At 72.9% G+C, this 16,117-nt stretch carries 14 protein-coding genes and 1 pseudogene; 10 read left to right on the forward strand and 5 right to left on the reverse strand.

The window, feature by feature from the left end:
* Window positions 1–74: 74 nt before the first annotated feature.
* Genes D2L64_RS07590 through D2L64_RS07605 form a run of 4 tightly spaced genes read right to left on the reverse strand, consistent with a single transcriptional unit; the run spans window position 75 to window position 2,919 of the window.
* Window positions 75–665, reverse strand: coding sequence for a hypothetical protein (locus tag D2L64_RS07590; protein WP_233558832.1), 591 nt, complete (start codon window positions 663–665; stop codon window positions 75–77).
* Window positions 649–1,407 (reverse strand): SDR family NAD(P)-dependent oxidoreductase, encoded by a 759-nt coding sequence (locus D2L64_RS07595; protein ID WP_119574003.1) that lies wholly within the window; start codon window positions 1,405–1,407, stop codon window positions 649–651. Before D2L64_RS07595 ends, D2L64_RS07590 begins: the two co-directional genes overlap by 17 nt.
* A complete protein-coding gene (locus D2L64_RS07600) occupies window positions 1,400–2,671 on the reverse strand; it encodes an AMP-binding protein (RefSeq protein ID WP_119574004.1) in 1,272 nt (423 codons plus the stop codon). Before D2L64_RS07600 ends, D2L64_RS07595 begins: the two co-directional genes overlap by 8 nt.
* The gene (locus tag D2L64_RS07605) at window positions 2,668–2,919 is read right to left on the reverse strand and encodes an acyl carrier protein (RefSeq protein WP_233558833.1); all 252 of its coding nucleotides are present in this window, start codon (window positions 2,917–2,919) and stop codon (window positions 2,668–2,670) included. Before D2L64_RS07605 ends, D2L64_RS07600 begins: the two co-directional genes overlap by 4 nt.
* 78 nt (window positions 2,920–2,997) lie before the next feature.
* Here D2L64_RS07605 and D2L64_RS07610 point away from each other — a divergent pair, with 78 nt between their 5' ends.
* The 10 genes and pseudogenes from D2L64_RS07610 (at window position 2,998) to D2L64_RS07650 (ending at window position 13,469) form a co-directional block, all read left to right on the forward strand.
* On the forward strand, window positions 2,998–3,507 hold the full coding sequence (locus tag D2L64_RS07610) for a GNAT family N-acetyltransferase (protein WP_119574006.1): 510 nt from the start codon (window positions 2,998–3,000) through the stop codon (window positions 3,505–3,507).
* 229 nt (window positions 3,508–3,736) lie between these two features.
* A complete protein-coding gene (gene pseB, locus D2L64_RS07615; protein ID WP_119574007.1) occupies window positions 3,737–4,720 on the forward strand; it encodes a UDP-N-acetylglucosamine 4,6-dehydratase (inverting) in 984 nt (327 codons plus the stop codon).
* Entirely contained in the window at window positions 4,717–5,874 is a 1,158-nt protein-coding gene (locus D2L64_RS07620; RefSeq protein WP_119574008.1) for a DegT/DnrJ/EryC1/StrS family aminotransferase, read from the forward strand. The genes pseB and D2L64_RS07620 overlap by 4 nt, the downstream gene beginning before the upstream one ends.
* Before the next feature lie 11 nt (window positions 5,875–5,885).
* Window positions 5,886–6,722 carry a hypothetical protein gene (locus D2L64_RS07625; RefSeq protein WP_119574009.1) on the forward strand — a complete coding sequence of 279 codons (837 nt, stop codon included), beginning with the start codon at window positions 5,886–5,888 and terminating at the stop codon, window positions 6,720–6,722.
* A complete protein-coding gene (locus D2L64_RS07630; RefSeq protein ID WP_119574010.1) occupies window positions 6,719–8,527 on the forward strand; it encodes a class I SAM-dependent methyltransferase in 1,809 nt (602 codons plus the stop codon). Before D2L64_RS07625 ends, D2L64_RS07630 begins: the two co-directional genes overlap by 4 nt.
* Window positions 8,524–9,258 carry a cytidylyltransferase domain-containing protein gene (locus D2L64_RS07635; RefSeq protein ID WP_119574011.1) on the forward strand — a complete coding sequence of 245 codons (735 nt, stop codon included), beginning with the start codon at window positions 8,524–8,526 and terminating at the stop codon, window positions 9,256–9,258. Before D2L64_RS07630 ends, D2L64_RS07635 begins: the two co-directional genes overlap by 4 nt.
* Window positions 9,255–10,322, forward strand: a complete 1,068-nt coding sequence (locus D2L64_RS07640; RefSeq protein ID WP_119574124.1) for a PseG/SpsG family protein — start codon at window positions 9,255–9,257, stop codon at window positions 10,320–10,322. The genes D2L64_RS07635 and D2L64_RS07640 overlap by 4 nt, the downstream gene beginning before the upstream one ends.
* A 20-nt stretch (window positions 10,323–10,342) precedes the next feature.
* Window positions 10,343–10,977: pseudogene (locus D2L64_RS27530) on the forward strand (alpha-ketoglutarate-dependent dioxygenase AlkB).
* 226 nt (window positions 10,978–11,203) lie between these two features.
* Window positions 11,204–12,541 carry a uracil-xanthine permease family protein gene (locus tag D2L64_RS27535; protein WP_199714458.1) on the forward strand — a complete coding sequence of 446 codons (1,338 nt, stop codon included), beginning with the start codon at window positions 11,204–11,206 and terminating at the stop codon, window positions 12,539–12,541.
* Window positions 12,542–13,076: 535 nt separating this feature from the next.
* Window positions 13,077–13,469, forward strand: coding sequence for a hypothetical protein (locus D2L64_RS07650; RefSeq protein WP_119574013.1), 393 nt, complete (start codon window positions 13,077–13,079; stop codon window positions 13,467–13,469).
* Between the two features lie 134 nt (window positions 13,470–13,603).
* On the opposite strand, the gene D2L64_RS07655 is transcribed toward D2L64_RS07650, so the two are convergent.
* On the reverse strand, window positions 13,604–16,087 hold the full coding sequence (locus tag D2L64_RS07655; protein ID WP_119574014.1) for a DNA gyrase/topoisomerase IV subunit A: 2,484 nt from the start codon (window positions 16,085–16,087) through the stop codon (window positions 13,604–13,606).
* Window positions 16,088–16,117: the final 30 nt, after the last annotated feature.

The following is a 16,117-nucleotide window of genomic DNA, read 5'->3' on the forward strand; positions in this document are numbered from 1 at the left end:
CCGCAGCCGACACCGACGTGACTCGACGGGACGGTCCGCACCGGGATGGCTCTGTGGGATGCCGGGCAGCGGCGTCATGCCTCGGGGCGGTGCCGGTTGATAGCGCGGACGGGCCAGCTCGACAGTCCCCGAACCCTTGTGGACCCGGTCGGGCTCGGACCGAACCCGGGCGCCCCGGCCGGCGACCCAGTCGGCAGCGACCGGGCGGCGGCCGGGGCCGGGGCGGCGGCGAAGGCCACGGTGACGATCAGGTCGGCCGCCCCGGCGAGGGTCAGGGTGCGCCACAGCCAGCAGGTGCCGGGCGGCACGGCCAGGCCGTGCCGCCGCCACCAGGTCGCCACCGGCACGTCGGCGAGCTTGGCCAGGCATTCGGTACGGGTCCAGCGGGCCCAGAAGTCCGTCGTACCGAAGCGACGGGCCAATGCCGGCGGCACCTCGGCGGTGACCCGCTCGGCGTCGACGGCCACCCGCCAGCCCGGCACGGGCGGGCCGTACCAGCCGAGGCAGCGTCCGTCGTCGAGGTGGCTGCGGGTCACCGCGGCGGCCGACTCGGCCGGTGCCGCCACCCGCAGGTGCCGGTGCGCGACCGCGAGCAACGCGGTCACCGGCGACAGTTGGGCGGCGGCGTGGGCGCGGGGTCGGGCGGGATCAGATCGAGGCGGCACCGTCGACCACGATGACCTGGCCGTTGATGTTGGTCTGGTCGCACAGCAGCATCCGCACCACCGGCAGCACCTCGGCCGGTTCGGTCAGCTGACCGGTCGGGGTACGGCGCACGATCTGGTCGAGCTGGGTCTGACCGAGCACCGCCGACATCTCCGAGGCGAAGAAGCCGGGTGCCACGGCGTTGACCAGCATCCGCCCACCCAGTTCACGGGCGAGTGAGCGGGTGGCGGCATCCATCCCGCCCTTGGTGGCCGAGTACGCGACCAGGCCGGGGAAGCCACGCTGGGCGCAGATCGAGGTGACGTTGACGATCCGGCCGCGCCGGCCCTGGGCGAGCATCCGCCGTACGGCCAGTCGGGTGAGTTGCAGCGGCGCGGTCAGGTTGGTCTCGATGATCCGGGCCAGGTCGGCGGCGGCGGTGTGTACGTGCAGTGAGTCCTGCCCGACGGCGGCATTGTTCACCAGGCCGTCGAGCGGACCCAGGCGGTCCTCGGCCGCCCGGACGAAGGCCTGCGCGGCGGCCAGGTCGGTGACGTCGACCGGCCCGACGTGCGTGCGCTCCGGATGGGCGTCGGCGAGCTTGGCGAGTTCGGGGGTGACGGTACGGGCGAAGGCGGCCACCTTCAGTCCCGCGTCGAGCAGGTCGGTGACGATGGCCAGGCCCAGGCCGCGGGATCCACCGGAGACGAGCACCACGGTGGACGGTGGGACGGGTCGGACGCGGGTGGCGAGGTCAGACATCGCTCTTCAGGGTCTCCTTGACAGGGATCTCGGGCAGTAGCCGGATCCGGCGGGGTACGGCGTAGTCGGGCAGCCGGTCGGCGCACCAGCGCACCAGGGCGGCCTCGTCGGGCGCGCCGGGCGGATCCGGCCGCGGCGACGGCGACCCGTGCGCCACCACCTCGGCGACGACCAGGTGGCCGAGCAGCGGAGCACGCCGGGCGGTGACCCGCGCCCAGGCGACCCGCGGGTGGGCGGTGAGCACGTCACGGACCCGACCGGCGGAGACCTTGCTACCGCCGACGTTGATCTCGTCGGTGTCGAGCCGGCCGGTGATCAGCACCCGGTCACCGACGACCTCCACCCGGTCGCCGGTGCGGACCGGGCCGGTCAGCCCGGCACCGTGGTACGGCGAGGTGACCACCAGCTCGCCGTCGCGTACGCCGAGGGTGGGCCGGTCCGGTGCCGCCCGGTCGAGCCACTCGACTGGGAAACCGGCCCGCCCGTCGTGCACCACGACGGCCGCACCGACCTCCGAGGAGGCGTAGATCCAGGAGACCCGGGCGCTCGGGAAGACCTGCCGCAGCCGGTCCAGGATCGCCTGGTCGACCGGCTCGCCGCCGAGGGTGAGCTGGCGCAGCGGCACCCGGGCGAGCGTGTCGGGATCACGGTGCAGGGCCCGCCGCCAGAACGTCGGCGTCCCCGAGACCGCGTCGACGCCGTGTGCGGCGGCCAGCGCCGGCCAGTCGTCGAGCTGCTCCGGTTCCACCACCACCAGGTGCTGCCCGGGTTGGGTCAACGACAGCGTCACCACCTGCCACCAGGCGTAGGTGCCGGGGGTGTACGGGCACAGCCAGGTCCGGTCGGGTTGCCGGCCCCGCACCGTGGTCAGCGACTCCAGGGTGTGTCCGACGCGCTTGGGACGGCCGGTGGTTCCGGAGGTCAGCAGCCACAGCCGGCCCGCCTCGGCCCGGCGGGTACGGGTCGGGGCCGCCACCTCGGCCGGACCATCCGCCTCGACCAACGTGAACCCGGTGTCGCGCAGCTCGTCCCGCATCGCCGGATCGACCCGGCCGGCGGTGGTGATCAGCAGTTCGGTGCCGTACGCCGCGTGGTGGCGGGCGGCGGCCAGCGCGTACCGGGCGGAGTGCGCGAGCACCACCGCCGGAGCCGGCAGGGTCAGCTCCGGCAGCTCCCGCCAGGACCGGACGCCGCCGGCCGCGACCACCCGGTTGTCGGCACCGGCCGGCAGCGCCCCGGCCGGGTGGGCGGTGTCGAGGCTCACTGCCGCTGTAGTTCGGCGAGGAAGTCGAGGACGTCGCCGACGGTGGCGATGCGTCGCAGCCCGGGGGCGTCGAAGTTGAGCTCCTCCTCCGTCTCGTCCTCCACCCGCAGCGCCAGCTCGGAGAAGTCCAGCGAGCGGAAACCGATCTCCCGCAACTCCGCGGCGTCGTCGTCGGGCAGCACCTTGCCCTGGTTGGCCATAACCTCACCCATGAGGCCACGAATCCGGGCGCGACTCAATTCCGTCATGCGGCGGAGTGTACAGCCAGGTGAATCAGAATTAGGGTGCCCGGTGGCCGAAGAAACAAGCCGGAAAGCGAGCGGTACGTGCTACGTGACGCCACCGAGGACGACGTTAACCTGATGTTGTCCTGGCGTAATCAGGAAATCAATCGACAGGCCAGCAAAACGAGTCATGTCATCACCGCCGACGAGCACGAACGGTGGTGGGCGGCGACCCGCGACGACCCCGGCCGGCGGGTGCTGACGTACCTGCGCGAGGGGCGACCGTGCGGCGTGGTCACCTTCTTCGACCTGCGGTGGGAGTGTCCGCGCACCGGCGCGTGGGGGTTCTACCTCGACGCCGAGGGACTGGCCGAACGGGGTGCGACGCTGCCGGCCTGGCTGGGCGTCATGGGGGCTGCGGTGGACTACGCCTTCGACGTGCTCGAGCTGGACCGACTCGACGGCGAGGTGCTCGCCCACAACACCGTGGTACGCCGGATGAACCGCCGGTTCCGTTTCGTCGAGAGCCCCGGCATTCGGCAGGTGCGTGACGGTCGGGAGATCACCGTTGTTCCCATTTCCCTGGACCGGGCGAACCGCCGCCGGCGCTGATTGTTCCGACCCTGTCCACGCATTGTTCACGCATTGTTCGGCGGTGCGCGTGTCGGGCCGGAGTTCCCCGAAACGGCTCGCCGCCCCCGGCGCCCGGCATTCACCACCCGAGCGGGTCCGGTTAACCGCGGGGCGTGGGCGTGTTAACCCACCGGCTCTAGCGTTCCCACCCGGCCGGCCGGGTCGCACCACGTCCCGGCGGATCACCGACGAACACGGGAGCACCACATTGAGCGAGCTGAGCGGAGCGTCGATCCTGGTCACCGGGGCGACGGGTTCCTTCGGCAGGACCTTCCTGCGGCACGTCCTCGCCGAGGCGGACCCGGCCCGGGTGGTGGTCTTCTCCCGGGACGAACTCAAGCAGTACGAGTTGCGCCAGCAGCTCGGTGACGACCCCCGGCTGCGCTGGTTCATCGGCGACGTGCGGGACCGACACCGGCTGACCCGGGCGATGCACGGGGTCGACCACGTGGTGCACGCCGCCGCCCTCAAGCAGGTCGACACCGCCGAGTACAACCCGTCGGAGTTCATCGCCACCAACATCACCGGCTGCCAGCACGTGGTGGACGCGGCGATCGAGGCCGGCGTACGGAAGGTCATCGCGCTCTCCACCGACAAGGCCTCCAGCCCGATCAACCTGTACGGGGCGACGAAGCTGGTCGGCGACAAGCTGTTCGTCTCGGCCAACCACTACGCCGCCCAGCACCCCACCCGGTTCGCGGTGGTGCGCTACGGCAACGTGGTCGGCAGCCGCGGTTCGGTGGTGCCGCTGTTCCGCCGCCTCGCCGCCGAGGGCAGGAGCCTGCCGATCACCGACAAGCGGATGACCCGCTTCTGGATCACCCTGGACCAGGCCGTGCAGTTCGTCCTGGACTCGTTCGACCAGATGCAGGGCGGCGAGCTGTTCGTGCCACGGATCCCGAGCATGCGCATCCTCGACCTGGTCGAGGCGGTCGCCCCGGACGCCACCACGCACGAGATCGGGATCCGGCCCGGCGAGAAGCTGCACGAGGAGATGATCGCCCCGGACGACAGCCGCCGGACGCTGATCGCCAAGGACCGGTTCATCGTGCAGCCGACCATCGCCACCTGGGGCTACCAGCCGCCGCTGGACTGCGAGCCGGTGCCGGACGGCTTCGCGTACCAGTCGGACACCAACGACGAGTGGCTCAGCGTGCCGCAGCTGCGCGACATGCTCGGCCTGCCGGCGTGACCTCCTTCCTGCCGTACGGCCGGCAGTCGGTGACCGACGACGACGTGGCCGCCGTGGTCGCCGCCCTGCGCAGCGACTGGCTCACCACCGGACCGCAGGTCGCCGCCTTCGAGGCGGACCTCTCCGCCTGGGCCGGCGGGGCCGGGGTGGCGACGGTCTGCAACGGCACCGCGGCCCTGCACGTGGCGTACGCGGCCGCCGGGGTCGGCCCGGGCGACGAGGTGATCGTGCCGCCGATGACGTTCGTGGCCACCGCGAGCAGCGCCGCGGCCCTGGGTGCGCGGATCGTCTTCGCCGATGTCGAGGAGGAGACGTTCACCCTCGACCCGGCCGCCGTGTCCGCCGCCACCACCGACCGGACGAAGGTCGTGGCCGCGGTCGACTACGCCGGCCACCCGGCCGACTACGACGCCCTGCGGGCCGCGCTACACGGCAGCGACGCGCTGTTGCTCGCCGACGCCGCCCACTCGATCGGGGCCGGCTACCGGGGCCGGCCGGTCGGTTCGCTGGCCGACCTGACCACCTTCTCGTTCTTCCCCACCAAGAACATGACCACCGCCGAGGGCGGCGCGGTCGCCACCGGCGACCCGCGGCTGCTCACCCGCGCCCGCCGGTTCCGCAACATCGGCCTGGTCCGGGAACGCGACGAGCTGCGCTGGCCAGACGAGGGCGGCTGGCACCAGGAGGTGCACGACTTCGGGCTGAACTACCGGCTGCCCGACGTGCTCTGCGCGCTGGGCCGCAGCCAGTTGCGCCGGCTCGGCGACTTCCTGGCCCGCCGGGCCGAGCTGGTGGCCCGCTACGACGAGGCCCTCGCCGACCTGCCGGGGGTCCGCACCCCCGGCCGGCGGGACTGGGCGACACCGGCCTGGCACCTCTACCCGATCCGGGTCCTCGACGGGCGCCGCCGCGAGGTGTACGACCGGATGCGCGCCGCCGGCATCGGAGTACAGGTCAACTACCTCCCGGTGCACTGGCATCCGGCCTTCGCCGACCTCGGCTACCGGCGGGGCAGCTGCCCGGTGGCCGAGGCGTTCTACGCCCAGCAGTTGTCGCTGCCGCTCTACCCGGGCCTGCGTGACGTCGACCAGGAACGGGTCGTCGACGCGTTGACCTCGGCGCTGCGCGGCGTGCCGGTGCGGCCCGCCGCCTGAAGGGGACGCGGATGCACCACGCGAACCACTTCTACGGTCACGCGCACGTGCTGGCCCGCTACGCGGGGCTGGGCGACGGGCACCCACCCCGGATCAACGGGTACGTCCAGCACGGCTGGAACATCGGCGACGGCCTCGCGCCCGGGCATCCGTACGCCGCCGGTACGCCGAGCCTGCTCTGGTCCGAGCAGACCCGGCGGCGGGCCTGGTCGGTGGGGCGACGCAACGTCACCGTGATCGGCGCCCCGTTCGCCTACCTGCTGGCGACGCGTCCCGAGCCACCGCCGACGCAACCCCGAGCGGGCACCATCTGGTACCCGTTCCACGGTTGGGAGGGCCAGCACGTCAGCGGCGACCACAAGGAACTGATCGCCCGGATCCGGGACACCGAACCGGGGCCGGTCACCGTCTGCCTCTACTGGCACGAGCACCGGATGCGCCGGGTGCGCCGGCTCTACGAGAACGCCGGGTTCCGGATCGTCTGCCACGGCTACCGGGGCCACTGGTGGACCGGCACCGACCCCGACTTCCTGGACCGGCAGCTCGCCGAGCTGCGCCGCCACACCCGGGTCGCGTCCAACCGGCTGACCAGCGCCGTCTTCTACGGCATCGCGGCCGGCTGTGAACCGGCGGTGTACGGCAACCCGATGGTGCTGGCCGCCGAGGATCCCACCTTCGGCGGCACCGCCCGGATCCGCCGCCAGTGGCCGGAACTGCACGGCGAACAGCTGCACCTGCCCACCGCCGTGGAGATCGCCCGCGAGGAGCTGGGCATCGACCACCGTCACCCACCCGCCGCGCTGCGCGAACTGCTCGGCTGGGCGGCCCCGCGGAAGGAGACGACGTGACGACCGAGACGGCGCCGAACGTGGCGCTGCCCGGCGGCGAGATGCCGGGCTGGTCCGACCGGCCCGACGAGGGCGGCAACGCCCCGCTCGCCGAGTTGGTGGCCCGGCTGGCGCCGGCCGGCGCCCGGGTGCTGCTGGCCGGGCCGCCCGACCCGGCGCTGCTCGACGTGCTGGGCCCGGCCCGGGTCACCTGCCTGGTCCGGGGCTACCCGGACGCGGCGGCGCTGGCCGGCCGGGTCACGCAGGTGGTGGTCGCCGGCCCGCAGGGCCTGCCGGCCGGCGAGGAGTACGACCTGGTGATCGCCGCCGGTGGGCTGGACGCCGTCGAGTCGGTCGAGGGGGTCCGGCTGGGTTGGCACGGGGTGCTGTCCCGGCTGGCCGCGGCGGTCCGCCCGGGTGGCGCGCTGCTGTTGCGGCTGGACAACCCGCTCGGCGTGCACCGGCTGGTCGCCGCGTCCGGCTGGTACACCGGCCGCGACGACGCGCAGTGGACGGTCGGCGGGGTACTCGACGCGACCCGCCCGGCCAACCTGGACCAGCTGCGGGACCGGCTCACCGACGTCGGCCTGCGGGTCGACGTCCGCTACGCCGCCTACCCGCGGCCGGAGTCGACCACCGTGTTGCTGGCCACCGACCAGTTGACCCGGCCGGGCGGTTGCGGCCTGTTCGACGCGGCGCTGCACCACGCCTGCACCGCCGGGTACGCCGACCGGTTCGTCCTCGCCGACCCGGCCCGGCTGGCGGTGGACGCGTTGTACGCCGGCCGCGCCGCCGACCTGGCCCCGTCCTGGCTGGTGTACGCCCACCGGCCGACCGCCGACGGTGCCGCCGCCGACCGGCCCGACCGGCCCGACCGGTGGCCGGTGGCGGTGCTGCCGGCCGGCGGCCCCGGCGGTCCGGTGGTCGCGGTCGTCGACACCCCGCAGGGCTGGCAGTGGGAACCGCCCCGGGTGCCCCGGTCGGGGCCGGTGCCGGCGCCGTACGCCAGCCGGGAGGTCGCCCGGCGCGACCCGGCGGCACCGGACGGGCCGGTGCCCGACGGGCGGCTGCTGCGCAGCCTGCTGCTGGACGGCTGCCTGCGTCGCGACACCGCCCGGCTGCGCCGGCTGCTGCGCGGATACGCCGACTGGCTGGACGCGCAGGCCGACGCCGGCCGGGTCACCGGGGCGGTGGCGCTGGCGGGGGTGGACAACCTGGTCGTCGCCGGTGACCGCGTCGCGGTCCTCGACCCGAGCTGGCGGGCCGACGACCCGTTCCCGGTCGACGTGGTGCTGGCCCGCGCGTTGTGGCGCTTCGCCGTGGAGCTGACCACCGGCGGGTACGCCCACCCGTGGACCTCCACCCTGGACGTGGCCGGGCTGACCGTGGTGCTCGGCGGGGTGGCGGGACGCGACTTCGACCGGACCGTGGTGGACAGCGCGGTGCGGTGGGAGGCGGTCCTCGCCGCCACGACGCGCGGGGGTGCCGCCGACCCGCGGGCCGATCTCACCGCCAACCCGCGCGCCGTCACCCCCACCGACCCGCCACCCGGACCGCGTGGCTACCAGCAGCTGCGGGACGCGTGGCTGCGCCAGCGCGAGGAGAACACCCGGCTGACCGCGCTGCTCAGCTGGACCGAGGAGCTGCTCACCTCCCGGGAGCACGCGCTGCGTCGGGCCGAGGCGAAACTCGACCTGCTCAGCGGGACGCTCGGCTACCGGGCCGCCCGGCTGGCCAGCTCCCCCGCCCGGCTGGCCCGACGCGGCGCGCGGGCCGTCAAGCGCCGGGCCCGGACCGCCATGTCCCGGAAGGACGGAGCGTCGTGAGTGACCGGATAGTCGGAATCGTCCAGGCCCGGATGGGCTCGTCCCGGCTGCCCGGCAAGGTACTGCGTCCGCTGGCCGGGCGCAGCGTCCTCGGCCGGGTGGTCCGGGCCGCACAGGACAGCGGGGTACTCACCGACCTGGTCGTGGCGACCAGCACCGACGTCGGCGACGACCCGGTGGTCGCCGAGTGCGACCGGCTCGGGGTGGCCTGGCACCGGGGACCGGTCGACGACGTGCTTGCCCGCTTCGTCGGCGCGCTCGACGCGCATCCGGCCGACGCGGTCATGCGGTTCACCGCCGACTGCCCGCTGCTGGACCCGGAGATCGTCACGCTGGTCGCCGCGGTGTACGCGGCGGTGCCGGGCCTGGACTACGCCAGCACCTCGATCGGCCGTACCCTGCCCCGGGGCCTGGACGTGGAGATCATCCGGGCCGACGCGCTGCGGACCGTGGACCGCCTCGCCGCCGACCACCACCGGGTGCACGTCACCTCGTACGCCTACACCCACCCCGAACTGTTCCGGGTACTCGGCGTCACCCTCACCCCGGACCGCTCAGCACTGCGCCTCACCCTGGACACCGAACCGGACTGGCGACTCGTCGACGCGGTGGTGGATCATTTCGGCGACGTCAGCGTCCCGCTGGCCAAGCTGGCCGACTGGCTCGACGGGCAACCCGCGCTACGGGCCCTCAACGCCGACGTACGGCAGAAGCGGTTGGAGGAGAGCTGAACACGGTACGCGTCGGCCTGCGCTGCGACGCCGGCCCGCAACGCGGCGTCGGGCACCTGGTCCGCAGTCTGGCCCTCGGCGAGGAGTTCCTGGCCCGGGGCGCGGCGGTCGAGTTGTTCGGCACGGTCAGCGGGGCCGACTGGGCGACCGGGCAGCTCGCCGCCCGGGGCATCCCGCAGCGACCCGGCCCGGACACCCCGGCGGCACTGGTCGCCGCGGCCCGGCGACACGACCTGGACGTGCTGGTGCTCGACTCGTACGACCTCGATCCGGCCGGCGCGGGCGCACTGCGGGCGGCCGGTGTGCTCACCCTCGCCATCGTCGACGGCGACACCCGGGGCCAGGACGCCGACCTCTACCTCGACCAGAACTTCGGCACCGACCTCGTCGTACCGGCGGGCCGGCTGCTGACCGGCAGCACGTACGCCCTGCTGCGCGATTCGGTGCTGGCCGCCCGGCCGGTGGCGCCCCGCCCGGCGACGGACCTGCCCCGGCCGTCGGTACTGGCCTTCTTCGGCGGCACCGACGCGGCCGACGCGGCACCGCTGCTGACCGGGGTGCTGCTGTCGACCGGACGCCCGATGGAGCTGACCGTCGTCGCCGGTCGCGCCGACAGCGTCGAGCGGATCGCCGCCTTGGCCCGCGGCCCGGGGCAGTCGCTGCGTACGGTGCCGCCCACCGGCGCGTTGCCCGCCCTGATCGCCACCGCAGACCTGGTGGTCAGCGCAGCCGGCACGTCCACCTGGGAGCTGTGCTGCCTGGGCGCACCCGCGGCGCTGGTCTGCGTGGTGGACAACCAGCGCGAGTCGTACCGGCGGGTGGTCGACGCCGGGTTGGTCGCCGGACTCGGCGAGCTGTCCGCGCTGGCCGCCGATCCCGCCGCCCGCACCGCCGCCGCCGGTGTCCTGGCGCCGCTGCTGACCGACGGCACCCGCCGGGCGGCGCTGTCCGTGCGCGCCCGCGCGGTGGTCGACGGCCGCGGGCGGGCCCGGGTCGTCGACGCGGTACTCGACGCCCTGCGCCGAAACCCCGACCCGGACCGATCAGTAGCACGCGTGTACTAACACCCTGCTACGGTGGCCTCATGCCGCAGGCCGCGTACCAGCCGTCGATGCTCGACGTCACCGACGCACCGCCCACGCTCGGGCCGCTGCCCGGCCACCTGCGCCGGCACCCGTTGGGCCGGGGCGCCTGGATCGACCACCTGCCCGGCTGGGTGCACGGCTCCGACCAGGTCCTCGACGTGCTGCTGCGCGACGTGCCGTGGCGGGCCGAGCGGCGCACCATGTACGACACCGAGGTCGACGTCCCCCGACTGCTCTGCTGGTACGGCGCCGGTCGCCCACTGCCCCACCCGGTGCTGCCGGCCGCCCGCCAGGCACTCACCCATCACTACGCCGACGAGCTGGGCGAACCGTTCGTCACCGCCGGCATGTGCCGATACCGCGACGGCCGGGACAGCGTGGCCTGGCACGGCGACACCCAGGGCCGGTCCGCACACACCGACACCCTGGTCGCCATCGTCTCCTTCGGCTCCCCCCGCGACCTGCTGCTGCGTCCCCGCGGCGGCGGAGCCAGCCGGCGCTTCCCGCTCGGCCACGGCGACCTGTTGGTGATGGGCGGCTCCTGCCAACGCACCTGGGAACACGCCTCCCCAAGACCGCCCGTCCGGTCGGCCCCCGGGTCAGCGTCCAGTTCCGCCCCGCCGGCGTCGCCTGAGCCGCCCGGCGGAGGTCAGCCCAGTTTGTGTTCGGCCGGATCGGTGTCGAACAGCCAGGCCAGCGGCATGGCCGCGCGGGCGCCCAGGCCCGGGCCGGGACTCGTCTTCGGGTGGCGCCGACATCCCGTCGTTACAGAGCGGGCATCCCGCCCACCGACCGGCCGTGCTAGAAACAACGCTCAGGGTCGATCGCCCCCGTCAGCACTCCGACGCGAAGGGCCACCCATGACCCAGTCCCCCACCGAGCCGCGTTCCCGCTGGTCCCCCTGGTCGGTGCACGGCGACGGCCGGACGATCCGTCCCGGCGACGTGGTACACCCCGACGAACGACTGTCCTGGCCGCGCACCATGGGGGTCGGCGTACAGCACGTGGTGGCGATGTTCGGCGCCACCTTCACGGTGCCGCTGATCACCGGTTTCCCACCGGCCACCACGCTCTTCTTCTCCGGACTGGGCACGCTGCTGTTCCTGGTCATCACCGGCAACCGGCTGCCGTCGTACCTCGGCTCGTCCTTCGCCTTCATCGCCCCGGTGCTGGCCGCCAAGTCCGGCGGCGACATCGGCCCGGCGCTCGGCGGGATCGTGGTGGCCGGCGCCGCGCTGGCCCTCGTCGGCCTGGCGGTGCAACTCGTCGGGGCCGGTTGGATCAACCGGCTGATGCCGCCGGTGGTCACCGGTGCCATCGTGATGCTGATCGGGCTGAACCTCGCCCCGGTCGCCTGGGACGGTGGCGGCGAGGGCGGAGTCAGGGCCCAACCGCTCATCGCGGTGCTCACCCTCGCCGCGATCCTGCTGTTCACCGTGCTCTTCCGGGGCTTCCTGGCCCGACTGTCCATCCTGCTCGGCGTGCTCGTCGGCTGGCTGGTCGCCGCGCTCAGCGGCGGGCTGGACCCGGCCACGGTCACCGGACTACGCGAGGCCGCCTGGGTGGGGCTGCCCGAGTTCCACACCCCCAGCTTCAGCCTCCGCGCCGTGGTGTTGATCATCCCGGTGGTGCTGGTGCTGATCGCGGAGAACGCCGGCCACGTCAAGGCCGTCGCCGCCACCACCGGCCGCAACCTGGACCGCCAGCTGGGCCGGGCGTTCATGGGCGACGGCCTGGCCACCGTGCTGGCCGGTTCCGGCGGCGGCTCCGGCACCACCACGTACGCCGAGAACATCGGCGTGATGGCCGCGACGCGGGTCTACTCCACCGCCGCGTACTGGGTGGCCGGGGCAGCGGCCGTGCTGCTCGGGCTCAGTCCCAAGATCGGCGCGCTGATCCTCACCGTGCCGGCCGGCGTACTCGGCGGCGCCACCACCGCTCTCTACGGGCTGATCGCCATCCTCGGCGCCCGCATCTGGCTGGACAACCGGGTCGACTTCCACGACCCGGTAAACCTGCTGACCGCCGCCGTCGCGGTGATCATCGGCGCCGCCGACTACACCCTCACCGCCGGCGACCTCTCCTTCCACGGCATCGCCCTGGGCACCGCCGCCGCCCTGGTCGTCTACCACGGCATGCGGGCGATCGCCCGCCTGCGCAACACCACCCCGACCTCCGGCCCCGAGCCGGAACTCTGACGGACCCTGGGGCACGCCTCCCGGCGTGCCCCAGCCGGGCGTCGAAGTCCTCAGCTGAGGACTTCGACGGACCGGGTCAGAACTGCGAACTGGGATCGTGCGCGCTCGGGACGGACGCGCATTGCCGCGCCGGAGCCGACGTCAAGGTGGTGGCATCACACGTCGAGCTGCCCTGCTGGCGAGCCTCAACGTAGCCTCGTCATACGTCATACGTCATACGTCACACGTCATACGTCATACGTCACACGTCGACGGCCGACGTCGATGCCTTCGGCGACGGGCCGAGCATGACGGCGGAACCGGAGCCGTCGCGACCAGGGCCGTCCGCCGGCAGCTCCACCGGTTCGCCGTTGGCCGTCGCACCCGAGCGGCATGACCAACCCAGCCGCCCCTTGCGGACAAATCCACGGCTACAGTAACCAGCGCCAGGGGTGGGAATTGCCGGCCGGCCCTTGTCGTCCGGCCTGAATCGCCCAGCGCCTCGCACCACAAAGGAGTACGGGTGGCCCTATCCGCACGAAGAATGATCTTGTCAATGCCGGCGCTTGCCCTGCTGGCGACCGCCGCGCTGGTGGTGCCGACCGCGACGAAGGCGGAAGCAGCGACCTGTGTGCGCTCCTGGAGCGCCTCAGCGGGCGACTCGGTCGGAAGTGGACTCGGATTCAGCTACTCCGGATGGCCGGGGGGCAATGCACGGGTGAAGGCCACGTACAAGATCTCCGGAACGGTCAAGTCGATCCGGGTCCGGATGTCCCAGGGAGGCACCAGCACCTCCACCACACTGCTGGGCACCTCGGGCAAGAAGGTCACGAAGGACGTCGCCGTGGGCTATCGCAACAAGGGCAACGGCACGCTGTGGTTCGAGCCGAGGGGTGACAGCACGACCACCGGTCGCACCCTCTACTCCTTCTGCCTGTACCGGAGCTGACCTTCCGCTCAGGCGCGCGGCTGCGGAAGCCGTTCCCGCTTCCGCAGTCCCGCGCGGCCGTTGACCATGAAGTTGTTGCCGCGACACGCCGAGTGCAGTGGCGACAACTTCATGGTCAACCCGTCGGTTGGGGGTCAGTCACGGTCGATTTGGTGGCCAACGACGGCCGGGCCGAGCATGACGGCGAAGCCGGAGCCGTCGCGACGGGGATCGGCCGCCGGCAGCTCCACCGCCTCACCGTTGACCGTCGAGCCGACCGGGCGCGGGCCGACCCAGCCGACCAGCACATCGGTCTCACCCTTGAGGAACCGATGGGCACGCACGCCGCCGGTGGCCCGTCCCTTCGCCGGGTACGCCGACAGCGGTGTCACCTTGACCGTCGCGCCGGTCGAGGTGACGACCATCGGCTCACCGTGCTGCGGATCGTCGGTGCGGACCGCACCGAAGAACACCACCCGAGCCCCGGACGGCAGGGCGACACCGGCCATCCCGCCACCCCGGAGCCCCTGTGGGCGGATCGTGCCAGCGGGGAACCGCAACAGCGACGCCGCGCTGGTCAGGAAGGCGAGGGACTCGGCACCGTCGGTCAACCAGGTCGCACCCACCACCTCGTCGCCGTCGCGCAGCCCGATCACCTCGAACTCGTCGGAACGCACCGGCCAGTCCGGGGCACACACCTTGACCACCCCCTGGCGGGTACCCAGGGCCAGGCCCGGCGAGCCCTCGGCACCGGTACCGAGCGGCGCCAGCCCCACCACCGTCTCCCCCGGCTCCAACGGCACCAGCTCGGCCGCGGACATGCCGCCGCGCAGCGACACCGTGCCGGTCTGCTCCGGCAACACCGGCAACGGCAACACGTCCACCTTGAACGCCCGACCGGCGCTGGTCACCAGCAACACCCGACCCCGCGCCGTGGAGTGCACCACCGCGCGTACCGCGTCGTGCTTGACCCGACCGTGCCGACGGCGCCCCTCGGCGGCCTCCTCCGACTCCGCCGCGGTGCGGGCGACCAGACCGGTCGCCGACAGGATCACCTGGCACGGGTCGTCGGCCACCTCCAGCGGACCGGCCGGTACCGACGCCGCCAGCACCTCCTTGAGGTCCCCGTCGACAAGCGTCGTCCGACGGGGCGCGCCGAACTGCTTCACCACCGCGGCCAGTTCGTCGGAGACGAGCTTCTTCAGCACGTTCTCGTCGTCCAGGATGGTGGACAGCTCGGCGATCTCGGCGCGCAGCTTCTCCTGCTCGGCCTCCAGCTCCAGCCGGTCGTACTTGGTCAGCCGACGCAGCGGAGTGTCCAGGATGTAGCTGGCCTGGATCTCGGAGAGCTTGAACCGGCGCATCAGGCCGTCCTTGGCGTCCTGGGCGTCCTCGCTGGCCCGGATCAGCTTCACCACCTTGTCGATGTCGAGCAGGGCGATCAGCAGACCGTCGACCAGGTGCAGCCGCTCCTCGCGCTTACGCCTGCGGTATGCACTGCGCCGGGTCACCACCTCATAGCGGTGCGCCAGGAACACCTCCAGCAGCGCCTTCAGCCCGAGGGTGCGCGGCTGACCGTCGACCAGCACCAGATTGTTCACCCCGAAGGACTGCTCCAACGGGGTGAGCCGGTACAGGTCGGCGAGCAGGGCCTGCGGGTTGACCCCGACCTTGCACTCGATCACCACTCGGGTGCCGTTCTCCCGGTCGGTGAGGTCCTTGACGTCGGCGATCCCGGTGAGCCGCTTGGTCTTGGTGACCTCGTTGGTGATCGCCGCGATGACCTTCTCCGCGCCGATGCCGTACGGCAACTCGACCACGGTGATCGCCTGCCGGCCACGACTGCCCTCCAGCGGGCCGATCTCCACCTTGCCGCGCATCCGCACCACACCACGGCCGGTCTCGTACGCCCGCCGCACCTCGTCCAGGCCGAGCAGCAGACCCCCGGTGGGCAGGTCCGGCCCGGGCACGAACTCCATCAGCTTGTCGAGCGTGGCGTCCGGGTGCCGGATGAGCCAGCGGGCGGCGGAGACCACCTCACCCAGGTTGTGCGGGATCATGTTGGTCGCCATCCCCACCGCGATGCCGGAGGTGCCGTTGACCAGCAGGTTCGGGAAGGCGGCCGGCAGCACGGTGGGCTGGGTCAGCGAGCCGTCGTAGTTGGGCTCGACGTCGACGGTCTCCTCGCCCAACTCGCCGACGAGCAGCATCGCCTCCCGCGACATCCGAGCCTCGGTGTAACGCGCGGCAGCCGGTCCATCGTCCGGAGATCCAAAGTTGCCATGCCCGTCGATGAGCGGGACGTTGAGCGAGAAGTCCTGCGCCATCCGGACCATCGCGTCGTAGATCGCGGTGTCCCCGTGTGGGTGGTAGCGGCCCATCACGTCACCGACCACGCGGGCCGACTTGACGTGCGCCCGGTCCGGCCGGAAACCCGCCTCGTGCATGGCGTAGAGAATGCGCCGGTGCACCGGCTTGAGGCCGTCGCGGGCATCCGGCAACGCCCGCGAGTGGATGACCGAGAAGGCGTACTCCAGGTAGGAGTCGGAGACCTCGGTGACCAGCGGGTTGTCGAAGACCCGCGCACCGGCCCGGTCGAACGCGGAGTGGTCGACCTTCGTTTCCTTGCGGCGTGCCATGGGCTGCGCTGTCCTTCCGAAAGAGCCGGT

The organism is Micromonospora radicis (genome assembly GCF_003583405.1).
Classification (GTDB): Bacteria; Actinomycetota; Actinomycetes; order Mycobacteriales; family Micromonosporaceae; genus Micromonospora; species Micromonospora radicis.

What these genes read in the sequence shown, in the direction of transcription:
- D2L64_RS07595 (WP_119574003.1), bottom strand. Translation starts at nt 1,407, where the DNA reads ATGTCTGACCTCGCCACCCGCGTCCGACCCGTCCCACCGTCCACCGTG.
- D2L64_RS07605 (WP_233558833.1), bottom strand. Translation starts at nt 2,919, where the DNA reads ATGACGGAATTGAGTCGCGCCCGGATTCGTGGCCTCATGGGTGAGGTT.
- D2L64_RS07625 (WP_119574009.1), top strand. Translation starts at nt 5,886, where the DNA reads ATGCACCACGCGAACCACTTCTACGGTCACGCGCACGTGCTGGCCCGC.
- D2L64_RS27535 (WP_199714458.1), top strand. Translation starts at nt 11,204, where the DNA reads ATGACCCAGTCCCCCACCGAGCCGCGTTCCCGCTGGTCCCCCTGGTCG.
- D2L64_RS07650 (WP_119574013.1), top strand. Translation starts at nt 13,077, where the DNA reads ATGCCGGCGCTTGCCCTGCTGGCGACCGCCGCGCTGGTGGTGCCGACC.
- D2L64_RS07655 (WP_119574014.1), bottom strand. Translation starts at nt 16,087, where the DNA reads ATGGCACGCCGCAAGGAAACGAAGGTCGACCACTCCGCGTTCGACCGG.